The 22490-nt window shown below is 42.4% G+C and carries 14 protein-coding genes; all 14 read right to left on the reverse strand.

Features of this window, described 5'->3' with window-relative positions; genetic code table 11:
- Positions 1-216 precede the first annotated feature (216 nt).
- On the reverse strand, positions 217-1089 hold the full coding sequence (locus tag ACXAF2_RS10145) for an ROK family protein (RefSeq protein WP_475138447.1): 873 nt from the start codon (positions 1087-1089) through the stop codon (positions 217-219).
- Positions 1090-1202: 113 nt separating this feature from the next.
- The gene (locus tag ACXAF2_RS10150) at positions 1203-2657 is read right to left on the reverse strand and encodes an ABC transporter substrate-binding protein (protein ID WP_475138449.1); all 1455 of its coding nucleotides are present in this window, start codon (positions 2655-2657) and stop codon (positions 1203-1205) included.
- A gap of 70 nt (positions 2658-2727) precedes the next feature.
- Positions 2728-3693 (reverse strand): carbohydrate ABC transporter permease, encoded by a 966-nt coding sequence (locus ACXAF2_RS10155; protein WP_432653494.1) that lies wholly within the window; start codon positions 3691-3693, stop codon positions 2728-2730.
- A gap of 32 nt (positions 3694-3725) precedes the next feature.
- On the reverse strand, positions 3726-4664 hold the full coding sequence (locus ACXAF2_RS10160) for an ABC transporter permease (protein ID WP_148970459.1): 939 nt from the start codon (positions 4662-4664) through the stop codon (positions 3726-3728).
- A gap of 164 nt (positions 4665-4828) precedes the next feature.
- A complete protein-coding gene (locus ACXAF2_RS10165) occupies positions 4829-6313 on the reverse strand; it encodes a response regulator transcription factor (protein WP_475138451.1) in 1485 nt (494 codons plus the stop codon).
- 3 nt (positions 6314-6316) lie between these two features.
- Positions 6317-8086, reverse strand: coding sequence for a sensor histidine kinase (locus ACXAF2_RS10170; RefSeq protein ID WP_475138453.1), 1770 nt, complete (start codon positions 8084-8086; stop codon positions 6317-6319).
- A gap of 133 nt (positions 8087-8219) precedes the next feature.
- Positions 8220-11369, reverse strand: coding sequence for an alpha-mannosidase (locus tag ACXAF2_RS10175; RefSeq protein ID WP_475138455.1), 3150 nt, complete (start codon positions 11367-11369; stop codon positions 8220-8222).
- A gap of 24 nt (positions 11370-11393) precedes the next feature.
- Positions 11394-12701: a glycoside hydrolase family 125 protein gene (locus tag ACXAF2_RS10180; protein WP_475138456.1), complete on the reverse strand. Its 1308-nt coding sequence runs from the start codon at positions 12699-12701 to the stop codon at positions 11394-11396.
- Between the two features lie 6 nt (positions 12702-12707).
- Entirely contained in the window at positions 12708-15404 is a 2697-nt protein-coding gene (locus ACXAF2_RS10185; RefSeq protein ID WP_475138458.1) for an alpha-mannosidase, read from the reverse strand.
- Complete coding sequence (locus ACXAF2_RS10190) at positions 15401-16030, reverse strand: YesL family protein (protein ID WP_475138460.1); 630 nt, start codon at positions 16028-16030, stop codon at positions 15401-15403. Before ACXAF2_RS10190 ends, ACXAF2_RS10185 begins: the two co-directional genes overlap by 4 nt.
- On the reverse strand, positions 16023-16934 hold the full coding sequence (locus ACXAF2_RS10195; protein WP_475138462.1) for an ROK family protein: 912 nt from the start codon (positions 16932-16934) through the stop codon (positions 16023-16025). The genes ACXAF2_RS10190 and ACXAF2_RS10195 overlap by 8 nt, the downstream gene beginning before the upstream one ends.
- A gap of 6 nt (positions 16935-16940) precedes the next feature.
- Complete coding sequence (locus ACXAF2_RS10200; RefSeq protein ID WP_475138464.1) at positions 16941-18317, reverse strand: glycoside hydrolase family 1 protein; 1377 nt, start codon at positions 18315-18317, stop codon at positions 16941-16943.
- A gap of 215 nt (positions 18318-18532) precedes the next feature.
- On the reverse strand, positions 18533-19480 hold the full coding sequence (gene manA, locus ACXAF2_RS10205) for a mannose-6-phosphate isomerase, class I (protein WP_475138466.1): 948 nt from the start codon (positions 19478-19480) through the stop codon (positions 18533-18535).
- A gap of 386 nt (positions 19481-19866) precedes the next feature.
- A complete protein-coding gene (locus tag ACXAF2_RS10210; RefSeq protein ID WP_475138468.1) occupies positions 19867-22485 on the reverse strand; it encodes an endo-beta-N-acetylglucosaminidase in 2619 nt (872 codons plus the stop codon).
- Between the last annotated feature and the right edge of the window lie 5 nt (positions 22486-22490).

Here is a 22490-nt window from a genome sequence, read left to right on the forward strand (position 1 = left end):
CTTCCTTTGGTCTAAGGGTTTCCAATTATTAATCAAACGTTTGTTTAAATCCAAACAAAGGAAGGTTGCGTATTTAAAAATAACACTCGACTAAATAATAAAAATGCAATCTCAATAACCTCAATTATTCATATTGTCGTGGAGAAACATATAAAATGTAAAAGACCTCAACAACATCGATCATTCGTTAAGGTCTTTTCAGCAACTTTCCCATATTTATTTACATGTTTTTAGTACACCTTCCCTGGCTAAAAACAGCGATCCCATCACTCCCTGATTGTCATTCAATTCAGGAGGCACAATATACTGTTCAAAGTCGTCAATATTGACATATTGATTAAGAAGTTTTGCTACTTCCCCTCGAATGAGTGGGTATAAAATGGTTTGCTTCATGACTCCGCCACCCAAAATGATTTTTTCTGGGGCGAGGATCAAGATGTAGTTTACGATGGCTTGGGCAAGATAATATGCCTCAAGTTCCCAAACTGCTTGCATCTCTTCCAGCTCGTCCCCTTTCTTTCCGTATCGGGTATGTATAGCCGTACCAGAAGCCAGGCCTTCTAAACAATCTCCGTGATAGTGACAGCTGCCATCAAAGGAATCTTGTGAGTGCCTTGGTACATAAATGTGGCCCATTTCGGTATTGAAAAGTCCCTTTGACACTTTACCATTTTGTACAAATCCAGCCCCAATACCCGTACCCACGGTTATATATAAACAACTGTCAGACTCTTGAGCAGCTCCTGAATGAAATTCCCCCAATGCAGCTGCATTCACATCTGTATCAACAAAAACAGGAACAGAAAAGTGACGTGAGAGGGCTTGATGGATATTGAAATTCTTCCACAGATGTTTTGGAGTATTTAAAATTTCCCCGTAACTGTCCTTGTTCTTATTTAATTCTATTGGTCCAAAACAGCCTACTCCAATCGACGTTAAAGTGTAATTAGAAAAATAAGAGTAGACGTTACCTAATGTAGTCTCAGGATCTTGAGTAGGAAAGACCTTCTTGCTTATGATTTCTCCCTTCTCATTTCCGACGGCACAAACAAATTTGGTTCCACCGGCTTCTATTGCACCATATAACATGTATCTCCCTCCAATTGAAAGAAGGGTTCACACTTGTCTGAACCCTTCTTCAAATTATTTCCCTTGGTAGCTAATCCTGTAATGATACAAAGGAGAGCTGTCCTCTCGCGCTCCTATTGTTCCTTCTTCCACTCATCATATTGCTTTTGAATTTCATCCAATACTTTTTGCATTCCGGCTTCGTCTAGCTTTTTATTGAAAGCAGGTAAATATTCTTCAGGATCTACAGCACCTTTTAACAATGCAGGAGAGAATTCACTAGTGACATTTGAGATTGCTGCAATTTCTGTTCTAACTGGATTAGAGTCAAAATAGAAACCAAGTGCCGGAGACGATTTTGCGCTTTCATTGAATTTTTCAAATGCCTCCCATTTGTCTGCCGGGTCATCTTCGTAAAGTTTAAGGATCAGCTGATTCCCGATAGCAAAGCTCGGCATGTTATAGTTTTCAACACGAGCAGGCAAGTCTTTAATTGTTCCATCTTCGTTCTCTTCATAGTGAACCCCTTCGATTCCTTTATCAAGCAAATTTCTTAAATATTCGTCGGAGTTTAATAGATTCAGGAACATCATGGCTCTTTCAGGATGTTTAGAAGTAGCTGAAATGGCTTGCATGGAGCCCGTAACTGAGTTATTAAAGATATACGGTTCATGAAGTTCTCTAGTCACGATTTCATATCCTGCTGATCTGGACCAGATGTCTTCTGCGTATGGTTGATAAATCTCTTTACGTACGAACCAGTTAGCCGTTTCCAGTGGCCATGAGTCTGTGCTTGTTGCTGCATCTTTTTGGATATAGCCTTTTTTATAGTATTCATGCATCGTTTTTAACGTTTCCATCGTAATATCTTCTTCGTATTTGTTCACAACCTCATCAGTGTTTCCATCTAAACGGAATGCAAATGGTAACTCCTCTTGAAGGATGGAGTCGAAAGGAAGATATGCATCAAATGTTGCAATGGGTGTTACATTCTTTTCTTTTTCTTTAATAACAGCAAGCAGCGGCTCCAGGTCTTCAATTGAGTTCACTTTTGAAATATCTAGTCCATGTTTTTTTACCAGTTCATTATTAAAGGAAAGTACGGCTTGCTGACCTACTTCTTTATTCGTTGGTACTGCATAAAGTTCTCCATCAATCTTAGCACCCTCAAGGAATGCCGGATCAATTAGCTTCTTCATGTCTTTCCCGTATTCATCCATTAATTCATTCAATCCAACAAATGCTCCCCTTCTTGCATTTAATGCGTAATTGTTGGCCCAGGAGCTTGTGAAGGCAATATCATACTCTTCTCCAGAAGTTGTAATAACCTGCATCCGATCATTATACTCTCCCCAATCAAGGAGTTTAAGGTCGATAGACGTGTTGATCTTTTCCTTCGTGTACTTGTTAACCTCTTTCATGACATCGTCAACATCTTTTTGAGGAGTTCCGATTAAATACCAGGTCAGTGTAACATGATCCTCCGTGGAGTCACCTGATGTTTCCCCGCTTGAACTTTTCCCGCTACATGCTGCCAGTATCCCCATAAGCATCACCAATACAAGTGAAAGTACCCCTACTTTTTTCATTTCCATCCCTCAGTTCGTTTAATTGATTTGGTTCTATCAAAAAAGGAATTCGCTCCTTCAATGAATACGATCAATCCTTTACTCCTCCAATAGTCAAGCCTTTAATAAAGTACTTTTGAAAGAAAGGATACGATAAAGCAATCGGAAGAGTAGCAATAACCACCATCGCCATTCTGGCTGAATCTTGTGGAATCGATTCTAAGATGGAACTATTTTGGTTTGATAGCATGGCATTCTGTTTTATAAAATCCATATTGTTCTCAATTCGCATTAATAGCGATTGCAATGGTATCAAGTTCGGATCGTCAATGAAGAGGAGAGCGTTAAACCAATCGTTCCAATAGGCAAGGGTATTGAATAGTGCAATGGTTGCTATACCCGGAACCGATAACGGCAGAACAATGGTTAGAAATATCCTCCACTCTCCTGCTCCGTCGATGCGGGCGGATTCAAGGATTGCTTCAGGTACGGATCTAAGGAAAAACGTTCTCATAATAATGATATAGAAAGCATTAACAGCCATTGGAAGAATTAGGGCCCACATCGAATTCTTCAAGTCCAGAAATTGTGTCATCACGATGTAGAATGGAACCATTCCTCCGCTAAATAGCATCGTGAAAAAAGCGATAAAGGTGAATTGCTTTCTGAATATAAACTGTTTTCTCGATATAGCATAGGCGTACAATGCAATAACCGTCACGCTGATGAAAGTACCTAATACTGTAACCAAAATGGTTACACCATATGCTCTCACGACCTGTGCTTTCATTTCCCATAAATACTTATATGCTTCAAAACTCCACTGTTCCGGAATAAGCTGATAACCATTTTCCGCTAATGATTGTTCATTACTAAGCGAAATGATGATCACATATAAAAATGGAAAGATACATAGAAAGGCGAAGGTACCAAGCAATAGATGCATAAAGATGCTCGTCTTTCCTGAAAATCCATAAGGGTTATACGTTTTTTTCTTCGTTTGTTTCTTATCCGCTTCCTTCTGGTAACTCGTCGTGACATTAGTAGATGTCTCCATCTAGTACTCTCCTTTCTCTCTAAGGTATTTTCTTAGAACAAGGCATTATCTTCATCAATCTTTCTCACAATATAGTTAGTTATTAGAATTAATATAAACCCAACGGTCGCTTGGTATAAACCAGCCGCTGTACTCATTCCTATATCCCCCATTGTCATCAATCCCCGGTAAACATATGTATCGATAACATTCGTTACAGAGTAAAGAGGTCCCGAGTCACGAGGGATTTGATAGAACAATCCGAAATCGGCGCTGAAGATGCTGCCAATATTCAGTATCGTTAATATCACAATGAGTGGCATGATCATAGGAATGGTAACGTGACGAATCTGCTGCCACTTATTTGCTCCATCAATCATCGCCGCTTCATAATGCGTCCTATCAATACCGACAATGGCAGCAAGATACACAATACTGCTAAATCCTACACCTTTCCACTGGCTAATTACTGTGATGAAATAAGGCCAATATTGCGGTTCGTTATACCAAGAAACGGGCTCTATATTAAAGAAGCCCAGCACACTATTAAATAATCCCTTGTCTACACTAAGAAAGGCGAATACAAAGTAACTGACTACCACCCACGATAAGAAATGAGGAAACAACATTCCAGTCTGATAGATTTTGGCTAATTTCTGCTTCGTTATTTCACTTAAAATAATGGCTACGGCTACGGATAATATCAATCCGACTATGATAAATAGGATGTTATAGAGTAGGGTATTTCTCGTTATGACAAATGCATCATTTGTACTGAACAAGAACTTGAAATTTTCAAATCCCACCCATTCACTGTGAAATACGCTGGCAAAAAAGCCATCAGGATGAAACCGAAAGTTCTTAAATGCAATGATCTGCCCAAACATGGGAATATATTTCATGACGATGAGCCATATAAACCCTGGTAAAATCATTAACAGCCATATTCGGTTATCGTACACATTTTTAACAAATCGATTGACTCTGCTCATGCTTCTCCTCCCTTCTGATCTCTATAATTCAATTATATGAAAACCCTTACATGATAAATAGTTGAGATATCTTAGATTTACTGGTCAAAATAAATACAATCATTGAAATTACCATTATTTTCAGGAAACTATCAAAAAAAGCCTCTTAATCAAAGAGACTTTTTTCATGCTTGTGAGTGTTGTTTTCTCCACTCGGAAGGGGTTGCATGTTCGTATTTTTTAAACTGCTTATAGAAATAAGTAGCATCCGTATACCCTACTTTTTTGCCGATATGTCCCGCTTTCTCATGTGAATTCATTAAGAGTTTCTTAGCCCGGTCAATTCTAAGGTGGTTAAGGTATTTGGTGAAAGAGTCTTTGACTTCCTTTTGAAATAATTGTCCTAAATAGATGGGATTGATGTGAAAACGATGGCCGAGTGTTTTCAAGGACATGTCTTCTGAGTAGTTCTGATGGATATAGGTAAGAACCGTTTGAATAATTGGACTCTTCCCCTCTTCTCCACTTTCATCATGTTCTATGTACCTTATGCATTGATCCATGATGGAAAGGGCGTCTTCCTTACCATGCAGGTACAGGATTTGATGGATTAATTGAACATATTGGGTATACTCCAAGGAAATCAGAAACTTGTTTTTCATCTGAAAGAAGTATTCCAGCATGATGCTTTTTATCACGAATACGTCTCTATCCTTCTCAAGCTGAGTAAAGACCCCACTTAAATATTCCCGTACAGCATCATATTCCTGATTAGCTAAGTGCTCCAGAATATCTGGTTTCAGGTAGTTAATGGTCTGCTTATCCGATGGTGATTTCAAATGCATTTCCTCTGCTATACGATGATCTTGATCCGGCAGCAGCATCTTCAATTCACACGCCATTTCTAACTCCCGGTACACTTTCTGGGCATCATCGATTCGATCTACTCTTCTACTCAAGACAACAACGTGTTCTCTCCCGTTACATACATGCTCCACTATCGAGGAGACCACCGCTTTCTCTTCTTCAAAAGACTCCTCAGCCCAAATGAGAAGAACGTCCCCTGAAGGTGTAGTGATCGCCAATGTACTCGTTTCTTCCTCGATCGTATTCTGCAGGTGTATCGCATCTTCCAATTCTGTTTTTAACAAACCTAGACGAAGAGGTGTTTGAATATTGACCCCGGGGTACAACGAGATCCTTTCTTTAAACTCATTCTCCGTCATTTTCCTCATCAGCCATCTCCAAATGGAATGATCGCGGAGAATAAGGATAGACTCTTCTTCTAGTGATATACGATCTATTTTCTCTTTCAAATGAAGGATGGTAGATAAGAGCTCATCGTCATTAATGGGCTTTAATAGATAATTTTCAATACCAAGCTTCAGACCTTTTTTCACCAAGTCGAATTCTTGAAAACCTGAAAGAATAATGGACTTGATCGACTCTTTTTCCTTACTTAACCTCTCTATCAACTCCAGGCCGGTTAGTTCGGGCATTTTAATATCAGTGATTAATACATCAAACTCAATTTCCCTGGACAGTTCTAATGCTTCCATTCCATTCTTCGCTGTAGCCACAATGGTAAATCCGATGTCTTCCCAATCGAGTATATACTTCAATCCTTCTAGAATAAGTGGTTCATCATCAACCAGCATGACTCTAATCACTTTCTACACCTCACTTATTAGCGGTAATTTAACCGTGACGGAAGTTTTGACATTGGGTACACTTCTTATCTCCACACCATAATCGGGACCATACTTTAATTGAATACGCCTGTTAACATTTCCCAGTCCGATTGAATCGGAAGTTCCTTCTTCCTGTTTCAATCTTGATTTGATATCTTCCAACTTTTTATGTTCAATGCCCATTCCATTGTCTTCAATCTCTATGATAAGGATATCGTTCTCCTCATAAATGGTGACCGTTAATTGGTTAGTTTCGCTATCTCTCCTGAAGCCATGCAATAAGAAGTTTTCAATCAAGGGCTGCAATATAAATGAAGGCGTATAGTAGTCCCTGATTTTTTCTTCTACATTAAAGTTGTCGATTAACTGATTTTGAAATCGGATTTTAAATAATTCAATATATTGTTGTGCATGGTTGATTTCGTTCTCAACCGTAACCAAGTCTTCTGTTTTCAAGGAATATCGAAATAACTGAGCTAATTGGACAATCATTTTGGCAGATGTCCGTCCACCCTCGGCTAATGATTTCATTCGTATGGCTTCCAGTGTGTTGTATAAGAAATGAGGATTAATCTGTGCTTGAAGATTCGCCAATTCAGCTTCTCTTTGTTTCAGCCTGGATAGGTAGACTCTATCTATGTAATCATTTAAATCATCCAATGTTTCATTAATAGTATGGGATATATCTGTAAGATCATCATCTACATTGGCTGTTATAATACGTGCCGATAAGTTTCCTTCTTGTACTTCCCTCATCTTATTAAGAATCTCATCCACCCGTTTAGAGTATCCTCGTAATGCGATGTAAGGAAGGGCAATAGACAAAACCGTCAACAATACAATAATAGAAAAAATCGTTAATTTATACGTAAGGAGCTGAGCCATTTCCTTCTCTGAAATTACGGCAGTGACCATAAGCTGACTTGTGGGCTCGATGGAGGATTGAATATAATAGCGCTCATCCAAATTCACTTTCTTTTGAACAGCACTATAAGATAAGTCCCTAAGAAGTCGTTCAGGAGCATTCCCATTAGAATAATAGAGTCGTTTGTTCATATCTGTGATAAGAAAGATGCCCTTAGAAGGGGTATCTTTCAATGATAATAATCGATCTAAATTTTCATAACTGAAATAGACCATGACTTTTCCCAATCGATCCATAGAAACGGGATCGTTTATTTGTTCTTCCACGACATACATATCCTTTGGCACGTCATACTTATCCTTTGGAAGGGGTTGGTTTTCTAACATAAAGCTACTGTCTTCTTTAGATTGATTATGTTGATTCCACCTACCATGATCGAACAAATACATATACTCTGTTCCTAAATTTTCATTTCGAACACGCAATGCGATGGACTCTGAATCTCTGGAGAAATAGTTCTTTACATAAATATCAAAATTATAAGGAACAAAGGAATCACTGCTCGAGAATTTATCTAAACGATACCCAATATATTCTTGGTAGTCATGCTGTAAAGCAAAAGCCAAATCTTCAATTAACCGCTCTTCCTGGTAAAGCTGACGAATACCTTGACTAACGAATTGATGCTTAGCATGTATTTCAGATTTGATCTCATCGATCACCGCTTCTTGTCTATCAATTTCACGTTGAACGATAAAGTCAGAATAATATTCTGATAGAAAGACAAACAAGGTGGACATGGTAAGGAAAATAATGAGGGAATAAGTTAAAAACACCCTATAAAACATTCTCTTGCTGATTCGTTTGAAAAATAGGAACGCTTTCATTTATGAATCCCCTAACGTAAGGTAAAAGGGGGAACAGAAGCCTGGACGCACCTGTTCCCTGTACTTCACCTGCGATTCTATCAAAATGGTGAACTCCTTTTTGGAGGCAAGCCTGTCAGGCAGAAAGATCTGCTCATAACCCCGGTTCAGTCCAATAGGGGCGCTCAGAGTTCTGCCCCTTTATAACGATTTCAATCGTCTTGATTTCATAAGGATTGAATGTCAAACATAATGGGATATCATTGAAATCCGTGATGCTTTCATCTTCCATAAGATTGATTTCCCTCCATGCACCTAACGGCAATGAGCTGGTGATGGTGACGGATGAGCGTGCACCTTCCATTTCATGAAGACGGACAATCAAGGATTCACGGTCTTCCGCCTTTTTCACCGTGTCGATGATGACGCCATGCCCGGAAATAGACAGTAGGGGTTCCTGGAACCCGGTTCGGGCTTCTCCCCGGACGATCCGAAGAGGTGTGTTCAGGTAAGTGGCTTCCCGTTCTATCTCATGCTTGGACGTTTGCCCAGCGAAAGGATACAGTGAATAGGTGAAATGATGATGCCCTATATCAGCCTTGGGATCTGGATATACGGGGCCTTTTAGTAAAGAAAGGCCCAGGACATTATCTTTAATCGAGTAGCCATACTTACTATCGTTCATTAAACTGATCCCATAATAAGGTTCGGTGAGTGCCGCCCATTTATGACCCACCGACTCGAATCTCGCCATATCCCAAGAAGTGTTCCAGTGGGTTGGGCGTTTGACGTTTCCGAACTGGATATCGTAAATGGCTTCGGTGGATCGGATGCTAACTGGAAACTCCACTTTGAGAAGCTGCTGTCTGGCCGTCCAATTGATATCCGTCTCGAAGTCGATGCGTTTTGTATGAGAATAACAGTGCATTCTCTGGAAAATTTCCATTTTAGGAGTTTTCCATGTAAATGCTACGGTTGTTTTTAATGGTCCATTTTCAAGTATAGTACACTCCTCGAGTAAATCAATAGGAGTCGATTTCTCCACATAATAAAGGTCAATGTCCCAGGCATCGTGGGCGAGTGGCTTGTCTTCGTAGAGCTTCAGCACATTGCCTGTTGCTCCCGCCTGAATCATCTCCCGTCCCTCTTCTTTATCGAAGAGACTTGTGATGTGACCATCTGTATTCCATCGGATGCGATAAAACGGTGTTTCCCATCTTCTTTCATTCAAGTCAATGTTACTCAACATCCTTTTTTCCTTCTCCCCCTTCTCTGCCACACTGATCGTGTGATAGGAGAACGGTTTCGTTTCAGGTATCAGGACGAGGGTATCACCATTAGACAGAGTCTGGGCATCGACCTCTACTCCATCCAGCTCATAAACACCATTGGATTCAGGCACGGTGACCAGGACCGATGATGTATATTGATGGGGATGTAGAAATGACCAATGTTTATCCCCATCGAAGATATGATTCTCTTGAGAGGTTATAATTGTTTCCTTGATTCCAGACGCTTTTTCATAATCTTGGTGTGCATCTTCGTATACTTCCGTAATTGAAGAACCCGGGATAATGTCGTGGAATTGGTTTAGTAGGATCATCTTCCACCCCTTTTCAAGGAGCTCCTGGGGATAGTGATCCCATCCATTCACAGCACCGTTCCAGGAAGAGAGGAGTTCCGCTTCACGGTACCCGTATTCAAGTTTCCGATTCATCTCTTTCATCTTCGCATGGCTTGTGTAGGTACCTCTGTGATATTCCAAATATAATTCCCCGTCCCACGTATGGGTGTACTGATCGGATTTCCCAACTGTATCATGAAGCTTCTCGAAATAGTTCCGGGCATTGACGGACTTAACGGACGGCATGCTTGGAACGGTGTCGAGATGGCGCTTCATTTCGATCATTTCACGATTGACACCGCCGCCTCCGTCTCCGTATCCATATGCTAGAAGCAGTTCTTTATTCAGGTCTTTATCACGGTACTTTTCCCAAATGCCTTTAACGGTTTCAGCCGTGATCAGCCCGTTATACGTATAGAACCATGAGTCGGCAGGTCTTCCCGGTTCAGGCGTCGTAATGAAATGGGTCAGGATTTCGGAACCGTCAATTCCTCTCCACTGGAACGTATCATGGGGCATCCGGTTGTATTGATTCCAACTGATCTTCGTCGTCATGAATGTATCAATGCCAGATTTCCTTAATATTTGCGGGAGGGACCAACTGTAGCCGAATACATCAGGAAGCCATAAGGTCCGGGTCTTCTTATTGAACTCTTTCTCAAAAAACCTTTTACCGTATAGAAGCTGACGTACGAAGGATTCTCCGGATGGAATATTACAGTCGGCTTCCACCCACATGGAGCCCTCCACTTCCCACTGACCATCCGCAACCTTCGCTTTGATCGCTGCGAACAATTCCGGATCTTCCTCCTTCACCCATTCGTAAAGTTGAGGCTGGCTTTGCAGGAAAGTGTAGTCAGGGTAAAGTTCCATCAATCGAAGGACTGTGTAGAACGTTCTCCTTGCCTTTTCCTTCGTATGTTTTGTACGCCACAGCCAGGCAAGATCGATATGGGAATGACCGGTGGCATGTATGGTTACATCCGAATACTTAGGAAGGTTCTTCATTTCATGTAATAGAACAGAACGGGCAGCATAAAGGCTATGATAAATGGACTCGCTTCCACTTTCCGACCAGTCGATCTCATGGAATGCCCGGTTGAGGATGGCCAAAACGATGGAACGATTAGGGTCGTGCTCATCTTGTTGTTTAATAGAATCCAGTATCGCTTTGGATTTGAAATACAGGTCATCCACCTTCTCATCCAAGTATCCCCACCAGGCTTCCTTTAACCGGTAATACTGGTTAGCAGGCTGACCGCCCCCCTCTAGGCCGGACCAAAGCTGAATGGAAATATCAAGGGAGTCCTCTGAAGGCAGGATAACTTCTTTATGATTGGAATCGACCCCTTGGAACGGCTTTTCATTCACATAGAGGAGGGACTCGAATCCTGAGTTGTTCCCCCCTCCTGTCCTTCCGAGATCGAGGTAGAGAACAGGCTTCTTCCCTTCCCATTCTTCCGGGATAGAAAGAATCGTATTCAACCAAAGATATTTGTCCCTTCCTGACCAGGTATCGTTTACGTTCATCTTTTGATCTGAATATCCTTCAGGGAAAATGTTCTCTTTCCCTTTTTGGGGCTCATGAAGTTTGAAAGAGTCAATGCCCCTTATATCCCGGTAACGCAGGCGATCCAACTCGTTCACTCGGTTTTCTAGCTTTTGGATAGGATAAAACATATGGAGCCTCCATTCAAAAATATTTTATTGATTCAGAAGCCCAAATGGACTTTCCGGTACGAAGATTCCGACTTCACTTAGAATGAATTCACTAAACATGGAATTGGCCCACGCAAACCAAGAGCGAGTGAACTCTTCCGGACAATCGGCATCGAATCCTTCGTGCATGTAAAGGGTAGATGCGTGAGTATTCTTGAACATCTCGAGGATCCTTCCTTTTTCCTCTTTAGAAGTCGCCGTCATTCCCTGAATGGCCAGGCTGATATGCCAGATATAATGATCAGGTGTGTGGGGGCTTCCGATTCCTTCCGCCTTTTTCCCTTCATAGAAGTAAGGGTTGTGTCGGCTTAGAATGAACTTCCGGGTATTTACATACGTTTCATCATAAGGATCTGTATATCCTAGGTACGGGATGGCCAAAAGGCTTGGTACGTTGGCGTCATCCATCAGATTGTACTGTCCGTCCCCATCGGTTTCGTAAGCATAGATTTCCCCGAAGACCGGATGGTTCACTTTAGCGAAAGTCTCGATACCCTTCTTGATTTCAACAGAAAGCTGCTCCATTTGACCGGCGAGCTTGTCCTCCTTCATTTCCTCCAGCATTTCCTTCGCATACCCCAGTACCACAACAGCGAACATATTGGCAGGCACTAGATAACCATACAAGCAAGCATCATCACTAGGACGGAATCCCGACCAAGTCATACCTGTCTTCACGGAATATCCACCTTTCCCCTCCCTCAGAAGAGTATCCGATACGCGGCAGTTCTCCCGTTCAAAGAGATACGGAGATTCCTCCTCGTGATCCTGCTCCACTTTCCATACATCATGGATGACCGTCAGCACTTCTCTTAGTCGGTCATTCAATACGCTCCCATCACCTGTCGCCTTCCAATAAAGGTACGTCAATTGAATCGGATAGCACAGGGAGTCCACTTCGTATTTACGCTCCCAGATCCAAGGGGTCATCTCCGTACGGTCAACCTGATGCCCTTGATTGTCAGCCGTTTGATTGAAGGCATTCGCATAAGGGTCTAGAAGAATGTACTTCCATTGGCGTTCGATGACCCCTTTCAGCATAGCGGCAATCTCCGCATCTTCTTTCGCAAGAACCAAATAGGGGCGTACCTGGGCCGATGAATCCCGGAGCCACATGGCTGGGATGTCACCCGTTATCACAAAGGTTCCATCCTCATCCTTTTTCAATGTTGTTTGGTACGTATTCAAGAAGCAATTTTCGAATAACTCATAGACTTCCGGATCATGGCTATAGGCCGACTTCACTTTATTCATAATCGTTTGAAAAGACGCTGGTACTACTTTTTCACTCATGGTCAATCACTCCTCGTCAATTTGAATTAAAACAGTGATAATTTCTTTAGGGCGGATGGTCCTCTCCACGTTTCCGTGTCCTAGACATTCTTTCTTTTCTTCTAGAATCGTAGAAAGATAGACTTCATCTCCCTCTACACTCAGTTCCTGGGGTTCATCCGTCGGGTTAAACCATCTTACGATGATTCCCATTCCTTCCTCCGCCGGCTTGCACGCAGTCAAGACTAAAGCAACACCCGACCATTTAAATAGATTGCTAGTCTTTTCATTTCTTCCTTCTCCTTGTTCTACTTGAACAACAGTCGGAGTCAACGGATAGTGATACGCTTCATTGAAAGCACGTGACTCTATGACATTTCCACGATGGGGGATCACCATAAATTCTGCTTTATGTAGGCCAAGGCACTGAGCTTCCGGTGTTTCAAACACCCCCCAATCCCCGAGCTCCCCAACGGATCGGAGCAATGTGACCGCAATGGATTTTCCGTCGACGATTTCATATTCATGAAGACCCTTCCCAGCAATCGTCAGTCCCTTCTCATGGTCATTCAAGCTGACAAACCTTTGCATATGGTGATCAAACGTCGGATTGATCCACTGGCTTTCCGGTTGATTTGGACGCTTTACCACTTCAAACACACTATCGGCAAAGTGATACTGATTCCCTTTTCCAACAGGAAACAACGCACGCAAGCGATGGTCTTTTGCTTGATTGTCTATTGTCACTTCGACCTTCAGCCCTTTAGAACCCTTTTCGAGGATGAGCAGGGTTTTAAAGGTCAGCAACACTTCTTCCTCATGCCGTCCCGCTTGACGATCAGGGTGCCAGACCAGGTCTCTCCGCTCAATGTCTAATTGTTCATCGGCTTGCTTCGGGACAGAAATCCTGGACTCAATCTCAATGGATGCACGATACGGGCTATTTTCTACAAGGTTCACGGTAGAGGTTTGCTGTTTTGTCGTGAAGGCGATACCATCACTGCTTGCTTTGAACATATACTCGTTTCCGATATCCCCCACGTCCTCATACATACCAAGGTTTTCATAATGGAAGCCCGTTTGTTTGTCTAAGAGTGAATAGGTGACGTTCTCATGAACGGTTACGCAGATATGCTCATTTTCAAGCTTTTGTTCTGATTGGTGCCACATAAGGTTCTCCTCAGGAGGCGTATCTTCTCCAGGTACCAAATAACACGTTTCATAACCAATATGAATAGGGGATTCTATTGCAAATGTTATGTCTATTTCCTTCGCATAATAAGGTTTTCTGAATCCATCTCCCGGGAGATCGTAACCGAATGAAATGCCCTTTTCTTTCACATGAACAGGGATCATTGAACCATCCCCTCTCTCAATGACAAACGAAGGGAGTGGAATGCTTTCTAACTTGTTCGGAATCTGACGAAAATCCAATTCATCGAAATAGATTTTCTGAACCATCACTTTTTCCCGAATGACCCGTGTAGAAGGCTTTCCATCCGTGAAAAACAGGATAAGCGGAATCGCGTCGGGATTATGATGTGTCGTGGAGATACCGGATGCAATTTCGCGCGCTTGCTCCGTAACATATCTCATAGCCCCCTTCTCAACCTTCTCGAAACGGGTCTCCATTTCCCGATGGACGCCATCTACACTGCATCCACAAATACTGTCATGAGGATGATTCTCCATCAGCATCTTCCAATAAAACTCCCCAAAATCACGGTGAAGTTTTTTGTCTTCTACCAGGAGACCCATTGGCTCGAATACTCTCTCCAACAGAGTCTGACAGCGGTCGTTCGCCTGCTTTAAATAGATTCTCGCAGAAGCCGTGTTCACAAGGGTCGACCATCCATCGGTTTTTTGGTTCCTGAGTTCTCCACGAATGGTTTGAAGCTCATCCGGCAGTTCTTTTTTCACCTCATCTATATATTCCTTGAAACTCGAGTGCTTGAATGTGACGTTCGGAATGAGCTCATTGGCCGTCCCAATGGCTTTCACAATATCCCTTTGCAAAGGTTGATGGTCACAACCATTCATAAATAGTAATTGGGAAGTTGAAGCAAACTTCTCAGCATCTGCAAGTTTCTTTTCCCAAAAGGCTTCAGCCTCCGCTTTACCGGCTGGAATTTCATTTCCATTGGAATACCAATTGGCAAATAAGATCCCTAATACATTCGAGCCGTCAGGAGCCTCCCACTTCATTTCTGAATAAGGCGAAGAGAACTCATCACCATGATGTACCTGATTATTAAACCCTGTCGGTGTCACCCCTCTTCCGAAGGCTGCAACATCTATATGGGCTTGTTGTAATAATTGTGGTGCCTGTCCGTAAATGCCGAACGTATCAGGAAAATACCCCAGCGTACCTTCTTGCCCAAGTTTCTTCGTATCTTTCATCCCGTAAAGCAAATTCCTTACATTCGCTTCAGAACTTGTAAGAAATGCATCCTGTAAGATATACCACGGACCAATGATCAAACGTCCTTCACGAATATATCGTTTCACTTCTTCTCCTTTATCAGGACGGACTTGCAGGTAGTCATCAACCATAATCGTTTGTCCATCCAGGTGAAAACTGTGGAAACCCGGATCTTGTGCCAATTGCTCTAATAGATCATCAAATAGCTTGACTAAGTAATAACGGTGTTCTTCAAGTGACATGTACCATTCCCGATCCCAATGGGAATGAGAAATAATATGAGCGGTTTTGTTTTCCATCATGACTTTCCTCCAATCATTTCGACTTGCAATTGTTTATAGCGATTCATCGATACTTTCATCACCCAATAAGCTGGCATGACACCCAGGGCAAAGGGAATTAGCCCAGGCACTTGATAGATCAGGTAACCTACCATCGTTAAACCGATGGAGAGGATAAGATTCTGTTTAAAGCTGATGATCGTCATAATAAACGGCTGGTACAGGTAATGCTTAAACGACTGATCAAAATGTACGTAATAGGGGAATAAATATAGAAATGAAAATACATACAGGATTAGTATGAATAAAATGAGCACCGTGCTGAATAAAGCAATGATACCCTTTAGTTGGGTCACAAGATAAAGATCGATCCATAAGAATAGACCAACACTTGAATAGATCCAGCCCAGACTGTTAACCTTCCAAAAATTCTTTTTGTAATAGTGATGGTATTCCCTGAAGAAAGGTTCATCCCGGCCACCTTGTAACCACTTTCTCGTAATGGCAAATAAAGAAACGGTTGCGGGGAAGATTCCCAATACAACACCACCCATTACAATGTGTAAGAACCAAGAAAGATTGAGTTGAATCGTCTTCCAAATCCATAGGCTCGCATCTGTAAACAAATCACCCAGTCGACTAAACACGAAGATCATCCTTTCTGTATTCTTCCAACCACACATAAGCAGCCCCCACTAATTGAGCTTCATCCAGATAGTGACACAACGAGATGGATGGCCGTACTTTAGCAATAGGCTTTGCATCCAATATCTTGTCCATTCTGGATTCCAGCTCCTCTAAAAAATCAGGCTGTCTGGTGATGCCTCCCCCTACCAAAATCTTCTCGGGATCCACTATGTACTGGATGTTGAAGATTCCGATCGCCAGAGTATAAAAAAAGGAATCTAATGATTTCTGAGCTCCTTCATGGTTCTTCCCGGCTTGTTCAAATACCAGCGGCCCTGTCCATCCATCGTCATAAGGGGCTTGATGCTTCAGTCTTCTTGAAATGGCAGCGGACGAACCCAGCTCACTCCATGTCTCATAAACATTTTCATGAATGTCACTTGCTAAAATCGAGTATCCAAATTCGCCTCCATGAAGATTGGCTCCCTTGAAGAGTTTCTTGTTCATGATAAGAGCCCCACCTATTCCCGTACCACATACGATACAGGCGAACGTTTCACATTCTCTTGCCGCCCCTTTCCAAAGCTCTGAAAGGGCCGCACAATTGGCGTCATTCTCCATGGAAACCGGCAAACCATATCTCTTACTGAGCAACTGTTTGACATTATGCTCATGTATAAATGGCACAGCACTGTATCCTAAGACATGTCCAGTGTCCGTCACACTTCCCGGGCTGCTAATGCTTATGCCAATCAAAGAATAATTCCTCTTCATACGCTTATAATACTGATCGATCACATCACTAAATTTTTCTATTGATTGAGGGGTTGATACTTCTTCTTTCTCAACCAGCTGACCTGTAATAGAAATCAGCGCAAGCTTTATATAGGTGCCGCCTATATCAATGGTTAATAAATACTCCATATCATCTCACCCTAAATCCGGAAGCTGATTTGATTCGGCAAGTGCCTTAAACCAGTCTGCACTTTTTTTCTTATGCCTTCTCCCGGTCTCCAAATCCAGTTCAACGAGGCCATACCTATTTTTGTACTCATTGAGCCATGACCAGTTATCAATGAAGGTCCATACATGATACCCATAACAATTTGACCCTTCTTCGATTCCTTTGTGAAGCCACTTTAGATGATTGCTCATGAACTCAATCCGGTAAGAATCCTGAATCATCCCTGATGAATCTCTAAACCTTGCTTCACCTTCCACTCCCATTCCATTCTCAGCTATGTACCAGGGGATGTTGCCATACCGGTCTCTTATCGTCAGGGCAATATCATACATGCCTTTTTCGTATATTTCCCAGCCGCGATGTGGATTCATTTTAGCTCCGTCCCATTGATAAGGTTCGAAATAGTGATCAAGTGTATTTGTAGAAGCTGGTGACCCTTCCTTTACCCTTCGTGGTTGATAATAATTAACACCAAGAAAGTCCACGGGGGATTCTTTTAATAGTCGGGAGTCTCCAGGAAAAGAACGGACGTGAATCTGTTCTTGTTCTATAAAGGACAACAACTCTTCCGGGAACTCCCCCTTCACAACCGGATCTAAAAAGCTCCGATTATACAACACATCGGCCCACTTCGCTGCTTCCACATCCTTAGGGTTATCTGAGCGGGGATAGCTTGGCGTTAAGTTCAAAATAATCCCTATTTTCCCCCGATGGTTCCTATCCTTAAATGCCCTCACTGCCTTCACATGAGCCATCAACGTATGAAAGCCTGCCTGAAAGGCTCGATTGAGATCGAACACGCCCGGCAGATGCTTGTCATTTAAATAACCCATCTCTATGGGTACAATGGGTTCATTGAACGTGACCCAATCCGCTACAAGGTCCCCGAATCGTTCAAATGCCACCTTAGTGTAAAACTCAAATTCATCCACCACTTCCCGATTGTCCCAACCGCCTTTCTCGTACAACCGGAGGGGCATGTCGAAATGAAACAAATTGACAATGGGCTTAATGCCACTTTCGTTAAGCCGCTTAAATACATCCCTGTAAAAGGCAACGGCCTTTTCATTCACTTGAACGCCATCTGGCAATAACCGGGACCAGGCTATTGAAGTTCGAAAGGAATTAAAGCCCATTTGCTTCATCGTGACGATGTCTTCTTTATAGTGAGCATAAAAGCCTGAAGTCTCTTCCGGTCCTATCTTCTGAAAGAATCGTTCAGGTTCCTTCTGAAACCAATAATCCCAAACATTTTGAGCCTTTCCTGCACTACTTCCAGCTCCCTCCATCTGGGGTCCTGAAGAAGCCGCTCCCCATAAAAAACCATCAGGAAATTCCATCATTAACACCCTCTCTAGAAATCGCTTACATTACTTCTTAAAGCCATCATATATAGAATAAAAAGGAGTTGGAATATGTTCACTCCAACTCCTTTAATAAACGCATGAAAACTTTAAAAATGACACTTTTTTGTGGACGGGTGGTTCCCAACTAAACACTATAAAAGGAAAGTAAAAAAGCGCAAAGCTCCTAAGCTCTGCGCCTTTCTACTAATCAATCAAACATGAGAAACAATCAACTCAACCTGTCCCTCAATCTCAAATGTCTCAACATCCGCCGGTAGTATGAAATGATCTCCTTTTGTAAGAGAATACTCTTCTCCCTGGACCTTCAGTACCCCATTTCCATCTAATACACTTGCCAGCTGGAATGGCTGGTCTTGCACAAATGCTGCATGTCCATCGACTTTCCATTTGTATACCGTGAAATACTCTGCTTCCACAAACTTCGTTGACTCTACCCCTTCACGTTTTTCCACAACAGGTTCAACTGCCTCAGCTTTGTGTGGAATGGTCGTCACTTCAATCGACTTGTCGATATGAAGTTCACGGGTATTCCCTTCTCCATCCTTACGGTCATAATCATACACACGATACGTCGTATCCGAACTTTGCTGTGTTTCTAACACCAATGTTCCTTTACAAAGGGCATGGATGGTGCCGCTTGGGACATAGAAGAAGTCACCAGGCTTAACAGGGATGCGTCGCAGCAGGTCATTCCACTCGCCTTTTTCAATCATCGATACAAACTCTTCCTTCGTTTGAGCTGTATGTCCAAAAATCATTTCGGCATCTTCATCACAATCGATGATGTACCAGCACTCGGTTTTACCCAGTTCACCGTTTTCATGTTCTTTCGCATAGGGATCATCCGGGTGCACCTGCACAGAAAGATCTGCGTTTGCGTCCAAAATTTTCGTCAGTAATGGAAACACCGGTGAAGAATGGTTCCCAAATAACTCACGATGCTCGTTCCAAAGCTCGCCAATCGTCTTTCCGGCAAACTCACCGTTGACTACTGTGCTCTGTCCATTCGGGTGGCCGGATATGGCCCAGCATTCTCCAGTGATATCAAAGGGAATGTCGTAATTGAATTGGTCTTTCAGCGTCGTACCTCCCCAAATTCTTTCTTGGAATACGGGTTGTAGAAATAGTGGTTGGTTCATGGTTGCCTCCTAATGTTCACTTATAGTATGTACTTGTACGATTTCACTAATCTTATCAACGATCCAGTGATTCTTTTGAGCTCCGATCTCTTATCTCATTGATAACCATTTCATCAATCTTAAGGCTCATTAACTCTTCCCAATTGATTGTCTTACATAATGTAGGTTCTATCAAGTACGAAATAGTGTTCAATCTTCTTTCATTGACTGACAATCGATCATCCGCAGTAGCATATTCCGAATGATCGCTTCACTCCACCTTCTTGTCATTATCTTCCCCAATCACTTTACATCTTATTGACTACCAGTTCCCAGTAGCCTTCTATAAAAAAAGCCAAAACCGACAGCCGATTTTGGCAAAATTCTATTCAATATTAGCAAAATATTTAATATCCATGAACCTCCAGTTCAAAAATCCTTGCAGCCTGATCCCCTGTTTGAGTAGGTTCGTTTATCGATAAACGAACGAAGCGAGCTTCTGTCACGGGTATCGTATGCTCGGTCACAGAGGCCTGATTATCATCCACGCTTGCGTTCTCTTCCCACGTTTCTCCATCCATACTTGTCTCTATAACAAAGGATTTCGTGTTAAACGCCGGAGCTTCTCCTCCTGCTTCAGCATGTTTCACGATGAATTTGGATAAATGATACGTATCCTCTAAATCCACCACCATCCACTGATCCGTACCAAGCGCACACCATTTACTGTTATTCTCCACTACCCCATCAACAGCCTTATCCGCTCCTTCACTCGGAGCACAGGCACCACTTGATTCAGTTGCTTTATTCAAGGCAACATTTTCAATCGCAACTGCGTCTTCAGAGACGAAAATATAAGCTTGTTTCGTCATGACATCTTCGCCTGAGGTATTCCGAGCCGTCAACGTAACTGAAAATAACCCCTCCTCGAGATATTGAACAACAGGGTTCTCCTCTGAACTAACCGCCGGCTGGCCACCTTCGAATTGCCATTCCCACTCTTCCGTGACTTCTGAAGCTTCACTAAAGAATTGTACTTTATCACCTGGGCGTATAACCGTTTGATCGACCCGAAAGTCTGCTTCCGGCTTTGGATAGGCTGGCCAATCCAACGTGACGACACTGCCTTTTCCTTTTACAAGCTCCTCACTAACTGATACCACCTCAAAAGAAGTAGCCACTTCTTTTCCATCTCTTTTTATATCATTTAAAGCAAGGACATGGTTTGGAGTTGACCCTACCCATTCTTTTGAACTATCTGAATGAATTCTGTACACCTCATAATGTTTAACTTTATCTACTTTATTCCATGACAGCCTGACATCTGCATATAAACCATCTATAAAATCGAGTTGAGAAACCTTAAGCCCTGTTGGCTTGTGAGGCTTATCTTTTTCATCCTTGTCATTGTAAATCTTCATTTCTCCAATATGGATTTCATAATCCGCAGGTTCTTTTACATTATCGAAATGAAGAGAAACGGAGGAAAGTTGACGTCCCTTATATTTCTTTAGCTTAAACGTTTGTGTGACCCAATCCCCGTGACTCTTCTTTTTCACTCTCATCAAGGAAGTCTTATCATGATCAAAGTCTAGTTGTATGTCCATCTCTGGTTTCTTTTCATCCGTTTTATACGTAATTGAAAACTCTGTGTCTTTGGTAATCTCCACATCTGTTTGATAGAGAGACAGAGTCGTCTTGCTATTCTCATCACGCGTGCCTTGAACTTTCAATGAGCTTCCACCATAGTATGACGTACTCCAATCAAAGGTTGGATTCAATAATTCGCCTTCACCTTCCACTTTCCAACGCCAAGTCGGTAAAATGTCTTGGAGACTTCGGTTATTCCACTCCCGTTCAGATAACTTTTCTCCGTCAACGGCAAAGAATTCTCCACTTCCCGTATTAAAGTTCGTCGTGAATGGAAGGGACTGAATCGTTGTCTTTTCAGAAAAATGACTTGAAATTCCAGGCCAATTCACTTCAGGATCCCCTGTCCAAAACGCTTCTTCTTTTTGATAAAACTCGTTCATCTCACTTGACGATTTAAATGCCCAATCAGGTCGATAAATACCAAGAGATGTCCAAGGAGAACCGTCCTCCCTGAATAGGTTGTCCCAATTGACAGAGGTCTCTGTCCCATTTGCTTCCACATCTATTCCTGAATACAAATCGTATGGTGATCGTCCAATTTCCAATGCCTTCTCATACGAGCGTTCTTGACTTTCACCCCTCCACCAGAAATTCAGGAACATACTGTCGGATACACGCTGGCCCTCATCTTGCAGAAAATACGTATTCTTATCCGTTAAATAGTTCTGCCAATCTATTTCGCCTGATTTCACCATGGAATCATACCACATAATCTCAAAGTCCTTTGACTTATGATCCTGAAGGTAGATAAGAAACTCTTGCATCTTCTCAGCTTGTTCCTCGTCACCACCCTCGGTCTCCTGATTAATAAACCAGCCGTCAAACCCATAATATTCTGCTACTTCAAGCAACTTGTCAGCAGCCGGGAACGACCCATCTTCCCGCTGTGTCAACATTTGATCGACCCACTCTTCTTTTCCGCCATACACTTTTGGCGGGAAAAAGACGTTTCCTAAAATCGGTACCCCGTTACGGTGAGAAGCATCGATTACATCCGCACTCGGGGGCACGATGATTCCTTCTCCAGAAGAACCTGCCCAGTACACCATCACGTCTACATATTGCCAAAAGGCAAATGTGTTCGCATAAAACGCCTCTCCTCCTTGAGAAGGTACTCCACTCGTATGAGGGTTCAAAGCAGATAAAGCTACAACACGTGCAGAGTCGGTACCTTCACTTGACTCTACCCGATTCGCCAGAGGAACCATGGACCTGTTGTAGGCTGCGTCCGGATCCTGATCAGGAGACCATTCTAGAAGCCCTTCCGGATACCAATGAGAAGAAGTGGGGCCTTCCGCCATTACTGCCATAGGAAATAAAAACAACATAAGAAACATGAGACTACCAACAATTCTCTTATAACCATTCTTCATTCTTC

The organism is Rossellomorea sp. ABR4_004 (genome assembly GCF_056159585.1).

What these genes read in the sequence shown, in the direction of transcription:
- ACXAF2_RS10145 (WP_475138447.1), bottom strand. Translation starts at nt 1,089, where the DNA reads ATGTTATATGGTGCAATAGAAGCCGGTGGAACCAAATTTGTTTGTGCC.
- ACXAF2_RS10150 (WP_475138449.1), bottom strand. Translation starts at nt 2,657, where the DNA reads ATGAAAAAAGTAGGGGTACTTTCACTTGTATTGGTGATGCTTATGGGG.
- ACXAF2_RS10155 (WP_432653494.1), bottom strand. Translation starts at nt 3,693, where the DNA reads ATGGAGACATCTACTAATGTCACGACGAGTTACCAGAAGGAAGCGGAT.
- ACXAF2_RS10160 (WP_148970459.1), bottom strand. Translation starts at nt 4,664, where the DNA reads ATGAGCAGAGTCAATCGATTTGTTAAAAATGTGTACGATAACCGAATA.
- ACXAF2_RS10170 (WP_475138453.1), bottom strand. Translation starts at nt 8,086, where the DNA reads ATGAAAGCGTTCCTATTTTTCAAACGAATCAGCAAGAGAATGTTTTAT.
- ACXAF2_RS10175 (WP_475138455.1), bottom strand. Translation starts at nt 11,369, where the DNA reads ATGTTTTATCCTATCCAAAAGCTAGAAAACCGAGTGAACGAGTTGGAT.
- ACXAF2_RS10180 (WP_475138456.1), bottom strand. Translation starts at nt 12,701, where the DNA reads ATGAGTGAAAAAGTAGTACCAGCGTCTTTTCAAACGATTATGAATAAA.
- ACXAF2_RS10185 (WP_475138458.1), bottom strand. Translation starts at nt 15,404, where the DNA reads ATGATGGAAAACAAAACCGCTCATATTATTTCTCATTCCCATTGGGAT.
- ACXAF2_RS10195 (WP_475138462.1), bottom strand. Translation starts at nt 16,934, where the DNA reads ATGGAGTATTTATTAACCATTGATATAGGCGGCACCTATATAAAGCTT.
- ACXAF2_RS10200 (WP_475138464.1), bottom strand. Translation starts at nt 18,317, where the DNA reads ATGATGGAATTTCCTGATGGTTTTTTATGGGGAGCGGCTTCTTCAGGA.
- manA (WP_475138466.1), bottom strand. Translation starts at nt 19,480, where the DNA reads ATGAACCAACCACTATTTCTACAACCCGTATTCCAAGAAAGAATTTGG.
- ACXAF2_RS10210 (WP_475138468.1), bottom strand. Translation starts at nt 22,485, where the DNA reads ATGAAGAATGGTTATAAGAGAATTGTTGGTAGTCTCATGTTTCTTATG.